Source organism: Centipeda noxia ATCC 43541, from assembly GCF_000160555.1.
GTDB lineage: Bacteria > Bacillota > Negativicutes > Selenomonadales > Selenomonadaceae > Centipeda > Centipeda noxia.
This window is the reverse complement of the sequence record NZ_GG749278.1, coordinates 138,668-145,959: the sequence shown is the minus strand read 5'-3', so window position 1 is coordinate 145,959 and position 7,292 is coordinate 138,668. Positions and strand designations below refer to the sequence as shown.

The following is a 7,292-nucleotide window of genomic DNA, read 5'->3' as shown; positions in this document are numbered from 1 at the left end:
CAGAAGTCCCTGAAACAGCCTTTGATATGGGGGGATGAGATGGGGGGATAGATTTTAAGGCCCCTTCCTATTGGGGAAATATGATGACATTGATGTATTCAATATAACTTGATGATAACTAAGAAAGCTGCGGTGTTTATATTTGGTTTTCTCATCAACGATATTTCTCTTTTTATTTCTGCCGTTAACGGTAATAATATATTATAATCCTTTTATACAAGGACGTAGATTTCGCAATATATTTCTTTTACTTGCGAGCATCTTTTTTTATGCATGGGGAGAACCTTTCTTTGTTCTCTTGATGTTAGTAGAAATATGCGTTGGTTGGTTTATTGGAATAAAAATAGAAAATTCCTTTGAAGCTGCGTCACGAAAAAAGTATTTGACTTATGGTGTGGTATTTCATGTCGGGCTCCTATTCATCTTTAAATACCTAGGATTCATAGTATGCGAAGCCGGGATATTTCTGTACCAAGATCTTTCATGGTTTCAAATTCCGTTACCGATAGGTATTTCTTTTTTCACATTTCAATTACTGTCGTATCTATTTGATGTTTACTATAGAAAATCTCACGCACAGAGGAACGTTTTAAATCTCGGATTATATATTTCGTTTTTTCCCCAGTTAATTGCTGGCCCTATCGTACGATATGATGTCATAGAAAATCAAATCCAGCACCGGAAAGAACATCTATATGGTTTTTCTGAAGGAATGATTCGATTTATATACGGGCTTGCAAAGAAAGTTTTGATCGCGAATTATATTGCGCAAATTGCCGATAATATCTTTGATGCAGGAGTGCCTCTGTCTGTGGGGACTGCATGGCTGGGAGCGATAGCCTATACGCTTCAAATATATTTTGATTTTTCCGGGTATTCGGATATGGCGATTGGCCTTGGAAGAATGTTTGGTTTTTGTTTTCCAGAGAATTTTAATTATCCGTATATCTCCAATAGTGTAACCGAATTTTGGCGGCGTTGGCATATGTCTCTTAGCTCTTGGTTTAGAGATTATGTTTATATTCCTTTAGGTGGGAATCGTGTTCCTGTCAGACGTTGGGTTTTTAATTTGTTTATTGTATGGGCATTGACGGGACTCTGGCATGGTGCAAATTGGACATTCCTTTGCTGGGGACTCTATTATTTTATTATTCTGCTTTTAGAAAAAAAGCTGAACCCCCAAAACTTCCTAGGGGGATTCTCACACATTTATACCCTTTTTATAGTTGTTATCGGTTGGGTGATATTTCGATCTGACAGTATTGCAGATGGGATATCTTTTGTTGGTATGATGTTCGGCTTTGGTTGTAATTCTATCATTGACGATGTCTTTCTTGAAATGGTTTATGCGGGGAGAAGTATTCTCCTTTTAGGTGTTTTGTTGTCCATGCCGGTCTTTCCTTGGCTTGGAAAGCGATTTGAGAGTAGAGGATGGAGTGTTTTTGAGTCTCTTTTTGCATTAGGCCTTTTTCTCTTATCATTACTTATTGTAGTGAGTTCATCGTATAATCCGTTTATTTATTTTAATTTTTAAGGGAGTATAGAGAGTGCATAAGACTCCAAAGATCTATACCATGATCTTTTGCCTTGGCGTGCTTGTTTTTGTTATGATAATGATATTTGTACGCACGCTTTCTTATGATGTACTGGTCAAAAAGTTCCATATAGATCACCCGATCCTTCATGTTATTTTTTTTGATAATAAAGGATTGCGCTCTTCGGAGCGAGAAACATCAAGACGTGAGAATAATCTTGGAATTGATTGGAAAGACCGTTATCCCTTTTCTAACATGGAGAAAGATGACGATTATGTATTGGTGAGAACCTTATTGACGACTATCAATAAAGTAAAGACAAAGGTTTATGAAAAAGAAAATAAGTTGATTAAGCAGATAAATGAGCGGTTACCTCTTTATGTTGCTGCAGTGGAACAAGGACGACGTTATGAGGAATTAATCGGATGGAATATTATAAACCCGGAGTGGGAGATCGCATTTTTGCCGGACGGATACCTGACGTCTGCTTTGAAGCGGAATAACAACATGAAAGAATATATTGATTCGGTGTCTTTTTTAGATAAACATACTAAGGAAATGGGGGGCGAGCTTTTGTTCGTGCAGGCTCCTTTTAAAGTATGTAAATATGGTGATTCTGATATAAACAATAAATTTGATTTCAGCAATGCAAACGCAGATGATTTAATCGCCGGACTAAGTAAGAATGGCATTCGATATATAGATTTACGAGACGAAGCAAGATCGGATTTTGGTGTCCATCAATATCATGAACTTTTTTTTCGTACAGATCATCATTGGAAACCGGAGACTGGGCTATGGGCCGCTTCTGTTATAGCACACACACTGAATTCTAAATACGGATTTCATATCGACTTGAATTTGTTTCATGAGGAGCAGTATGAAATTAAAGTTTTTCAACGATGGTTTCTTGGCTCCCTAGGGAAAAAGCTGACTCTTTCCAGAGTTGAGCCGGAAGATTGCTCTTATATGTTGCCCAGGTTCCCTCATGAGATACATTATGAAATCCCTTCACTAGGTATTAATGATACGGGTACATTTGAGATCACCTATGATCCTTATCAGTTTTCCTCTATTGACTATTATGAAAAGACATTGTATGAAGGGTACAACTACTCAGATAATCCGGTGATCAGGTTTCATAATAATCAAGTTATTGATGGGAAACGTATTCTGATCATCAAAGATTCATTTGCTAATGTTATTGTACCGTTTCTTTCTTTGGGGGTTGAAAATCTATGTGTTATTGACACGAGAATGTTTACCGGGAGTTTATTGAGATTTGCTGATGAATACCGACCAGATATAGTGCTGATTATTGCAAATCCAAGCAGCTATGCACGGCCAATTGATTGGGAATCGCATACGTCTTTTTTTGACTTTCGATAAAATGACGGAAACCTTTTTCTTATGGGATATCGTGCTCGAATGTTTTATAAGGCTGTGGTATACTGGCCTTAACAAAACTCTTATGGGGGGATACCATGAAACATGTACTGCTTATGACTAGGAATGAAGGGTCTGATCATATTATCGAGGCTCTTATGGAACATGATGATGTCCATGTGGTATTAGAAGTTGCTGGGACAATTGAAGAAAAAGAAATTGCTGAAAGATATGCAAACCGCATAGATAAGATTTATGTGTATTGTGAAGGGGATTTATTCAATTTAGAGACGGTTCATGGATTAGATCATGAACTTATAGATATATGCAAAGAAATTGAAACCGACTTTGAAGATGGTACGGGGCGCTTTGTAGACGATTATGCACTGATAAAATACAAATACTACACATCCATTGCTTTTTGGAATGATTTTTTTAGCCACAATAAAATTGACTATATGATTATACGTGGGTTGACACATGGAACGGTACATGACAGCATACCTATTTTTTTTGCAAAAAAAAATAATATTCCCTGCTATCAAATGGAAAATAATTATTTTTCTACAGGATGTGTCTTTCTTCCTAGTCAACGGGAGTATATGAAGCTGGAGCTTGGAATGCATCTTCAAGCGCGCAGGAGTATGTTTTATCCGCTCGAATTTGGTGCTCTTTTAGCAAATAGGAATCCTCTCAAGAATTTGGCCAATAAGGCGTTATATAAGATTGGCGGGCTTCTTCTTCTGCAGCTTGTTATGGATATTTTTAACAGGAGGATGACTCATAAACTATTTGGTATAGACGGATCTGAGCATACAACTTTTGGGAAGATATTTTCGTATATAAAGTATAAGAGAACAGAAGCATATCTGAAGAATATTGCTAAGCCGTTTGATCCTCAAAAGAAATATGTGATCTACTATTTACAGTTTGAACCAGAAGCAACAACTCAAGTAAGGTGTACGTTAAAAAGTCAACTGATAGCAATAAAAATGCTGTCAGAAGCTCTTCCTTATGGATGGACGCTTTATGTTAAAGAACACCCGCATCAATTTCAGCTAAATACAATAGATTTATCGATGGACTATTGTATGATTACTGCTAATAAATATAAAAACAAGAGTTATTATGATAAAATAGCCTCCATGAGAGGCACAGTTTTAGTTGATCCGATGGTATCATCAAGTGAGATTAACAAAGAGGCTATGGCGATAGCTACTTTTAATGGAACTGTTGCAATAGAGGCAACAGAAACGGGGAAACCAATCTTGCTGTTTGGGGCTGACAATACATGGATGCGGTATTGCAGAGATGTTATATCGATACGATCGTTTGTAGATTGTCAAACAGCTCTTGATAAAATTGACAAAGGTTGGATGCCGGAATATGATGATTTAGATGAGGTAATTAATCGATACGGCTATCCATTAACTCCAGAAGGAACAGCTGCTGCTGTGGATAAGATTGTGGCGGATGCACATGCAGTGTGATGTGAAAATGCGGGAGAGAGGATGATTATTTGATGGAAGTGCATGAAATTCAAAGACTTAAGATGGAGTTCAAGGATTTGGATGCTTTTTCAATTACTATGGATGTTGATTGGGCTTCAGATTTTGTGATTGAGACTGCAGTAAAGTTTTTCCAAGAGCGGAATATACCTCTTACACTTTTCTTTACCCATATGAGCCCTTATATTAGAAAACTTATACAAGAAGAACAGATAACATATGGAATACATCCAAACTTCATTCAACCGAGCAGCCAGGGTGGAGATAAAAGTGAAATCATTGACTACTGCATGGAATGCTTTCCACAGGCTGAGGTGTTTCGTGCACATCGCTGGTATGCCGATAATGATATATACACAGAACTCTATCAAAGAGGGATTCGCTATGAATCCAATTTATGTACACTGCTTGATGTAGTGTCGCCTTTCGTTCATCGATCCGGAATGATATCCTTTCCCGTTTTTTTTGAAGATGGTGCCTATTTATATCATAAACTTGACCTTAAATTTTCGCAGGCAAAATCTTTTTTTGAGCAGCCGGGAATCAAGGTGATTAATGTTCACCCGATGCATTTGATTGTCAATACGCCTTACTTTCAGTACATGCGTGATATAAAGGATACTGTGAGCAGAGATGCATGGAACTCCTTCTCTGCGGAGACAGTAGACCGTGTTTGTAATAAAACGATGCGTGGCATTACAGATTTTTTAACCGAATTAATGGATTTCGTTATTCAAAAAGATGTGCAAGTATACTCACTTGCAGACTTGTATCATATAGCAAGGGGTTGATTGAACGTATGATTAGCGTGGTTGGATTGGGATATATTGGCTTGCCTACAGCTTTGATGTTTGCTGCAAGTGGAGAGAATGTAGTTGGCTTTGATAAAAATGAACAGGTCATTTATGAGTTGCAGCAGGGAAATTTAAATATAGACGAACAAGGAATGAAGGAACTGTATAAAAAAGCGCTTTCAAATATTAAGTTTTCGTCAATACTGGTAGAGTCAGATATTTATATTATTGCCGTACCCACGCCATACAATAAAAATTCGAAAAAAATCAATCCTAATTTCGTAATTACTGCTGTTGAAGAGATTGTACAGATTTGTCCCGATGATGCGATCATTGTTATAGAATCAACGATCTCTCCAGGAACCATAGAGGTTTATATTCGCCCTATTGTAAATAGAATCGAAAAAGGAAAGAAAGTTCATCTTGTCCATGCCCCAGAGCGAATTATTCCAGGGAGTATGATTTGCGAACTTCGAAATAATGCAAGGACTATTGGTGCAGATGATCCCCGTATTGGTGAGTTGATAAAAAGTAAATATAATCTCTTTTGTGAGGGGGAAATTATCCTTACAGATATTAAAACTGCCGAGATGACAAAAGTTGTTGAGAACACATACCGTGATGTGAATATAGCTTTTGCAAATGAACTTAGCAAAATTTGCCATGTTGCCGGTATTGATGTTCATGAAGTGATTCGAATCGCTAATATGCATCCGCGTGTATCTATCCTATCCCCCGGACCGGGAGTAGGAGGACATTGTATTGCCGTCGATCCGTGGTTCTTGGTTGGGGATTATCCTCAGTTGGCAAAGTTGATTCTTGCAGCCAGAACCGTCAATGAGTCTATGCCTGATTTTGTTATGGAACGGATGGCTTTTGTAATGCGGGAGAACCATATACATAATCTAGAGCGTGTCGGTATATATGGTCTTACCTACAAGGAAAATATTGCAGATACCAGAGAAAGTCCATCACTTCAGCTTTTAGACAAGATGCAAAAACATATGGCGTTTGGTGTCAAGGTATATGATCCTTATGTTTTAGACGACATCACGGATAACCAATATCATGATTTTAAACAATTTATTTCGGATGTAGATTTTATTGTGGTTATGGTTGCTCATGAAGAAATAAAAATGGCAGAGGGGAACCTTGGAGATAAAATTATTTTAGATTGCAGGAATGTACTTCATTCCGAAAAGGTATATCATCTTTGAGCAGCACGCTTGCTTGTTGAAATTTAGGTATTCTATCATTACGGGGTGTACGATATGAAAAAGATAGCAGGAAAATGTATCCGTTTCATTTTGAGTCTTATATCCAGAAGCCCAAAATTATATGATCATGTGCAACGGATATTTCCTAAAATAGGAGGTGCGCTATATATTTCTGAGCAATCATATGCTACAAACCTTGAGGATCTTATGGCGAAGTTTTACTGCAATCAACATCGCGCACAAGAGGGGGGCTTTTATGTAGATGTTGGCGCACTGGATCCGTTTAGATTTTCGAATACATATGCATTATATTTGGCGGGATGGCGTGGAATCAATATTGAGCCACGTAAGGACAGTATAGCTAGGTTTAATCTTTATCGTAAAGGGGATATCAACTTAAATATAGGGGTATCATCTGACATTGGCGAGTTGGAGTATTTTCATTTTGCTGAACCGGCCTTTAATACAACGAATAAACAGCGTGCAGATTATGTAGTGGAACAAAAGTATTCAAAACTTCTCGATCATTATATGATTAAGACAATGCCTTTGAGGGAGATTTTCCAGCGTTATGGGGTTCCTGTTGGCGGAATAGACTTTCTTGCGATTGACGTTGAGACATATGAGCTAGAAGTTTTACAGTCTAATGACTGGGAAAAATACCGTCCCTATTTCATTACGATAGAATCGCTTATGTCCAAGGAAAATGGATATAATATAAAGGCCCTGGATAAGGACCCTGCCGTAAGATTCCTGTTGGAACAAGACTACAACATTGTGGCTAAGATACGAAATAAAATATTTTTTCTTGATGCTCGGCAATGAACGTATAAAAACTCTGTGAGGTGCTGG

The 7,292-nt window shown here is 37.6% G+C and carries 6 protein-coding genes; all 6 read left to right on the top strand.

Translation table 11 applies throughout. From position 1 onward, the window contains the following. Positions 1–301: 301 nt before the first annotated feature. The 6 genes from HMPREF7545_RS00740 (at position 302) to HMPREF7545_RS00715 (ending at position 7,265) form a co-directional block, all read left to right on the top strand. Positions 302–1,534, top strand: a complete 1,233-nt coding sequence (locus tag HMPREF7545_RS00740) for an MBOAT family O-acyltransferase (protein ID WP_006693744.1) — start codon at positions 302–304, stop codon at positions 1,532–1,534. A 13-nt stretch (positions 1,535–1,547) separates the two neighbouring features. Beyond that, a complete protein-coding gene (locus tag HMPREF7545_RS00735) occupies positions 1,548–2,924 on the top strand; it encodes a DHHW family protein (RefSeq protein WP_040571066.1) in 1,377 nt (458 codons plus the stop codon). A 95-nt stretch (positions 2,925–3,019) separates the two neighbouring features. Continuing rightward, positions 3,020–4,411: a hypothetical protein gene (locus tag HMPREF7545_RS00730; protein ID WP_006693742.1), complete on the top strand. Its 1,392-nt coding sequence runs from the start codon at positions 3,020–3,022 to the stop codon at positions 4,409–4,411. Positions 4,412–4,443: 32 nt separating this feature from the next. Further along, positions 4,444–5,220: a polysaccharide deacetylase WbmS family protein gene (locus tag HMPREF7545_RS00725; RefSeq protein ID WP_006693741.1), complete on the top strand. Its 777-nt coding sequence runs from the start codon at positions 4,444–4,446 to the stop codon at positions 5,218–5,220. 8 nt (positions 5,221–5,228) lie between these two features. Next, entirely contained in the window at positions 5,229–6,440 is a 1,212-nt protein-coding gene (locus tag HMPREF7545_RS00720) for a nucleotide sugar dehydrogenase (protein WP_006693740.1), read from the top strand. Between the two features lie 54 nt (positions 6,441–6,494). After that, positions 6,495–7,265: an FkbM family methyltransferase gene (locus HMPREF7545_RS00715; protein ID WP_006693739.1), complete on the top strand. Its 771-nt coding sequence runs from the start codon at positions 6,495–6,497 to the stop codon at positions 7,263–7,265. Positions 7,266–7,292: the final 27 nt, after the last annotated feature.

What these genes read in the sequence shown, in the direction of transcription:
- HMPREF7545_RS00740 (WP_006693744.1), top strand. Translation starts at nt 302, where the DNA reads ATGTTAGTAGAAATATGCGTTGGTTGGTTTATTGGAATAAAAATAGAA.
- HMPREF7545_RS00730 (WP_006693742.1), top strand. Translation starts at nt 3,020, where the DNA reads ATGAAACATGTACTGCTTATGACTAGGAATGAAGGGTCTGATCATATT.
- HMPREF7545_RS00725 (WP_006693741.1), top strand. Translation starts at nt 4,444, where the DNA reads ATGGAAGTGCATGAAATTCAAAGACTTAAGATGGAGTTCAAGGATTTG.
- HMPREF7545_RS00720 (WP_006693740.1), top strand. Translation starts at nt 5,229, where the DNA reads ATGATTAGCGTGGTTGGATTGGGATATATTGGCTTGCCTACAGCTTTG.
- HMPREF7545_RS00715 (WP_006693739.1), top strand. Translation starts at nt 6,495, where the DNA reads ATGAAAAAGATAGCAGGAAAATGTATCCGTTTCATTTTGAGTCTTATA.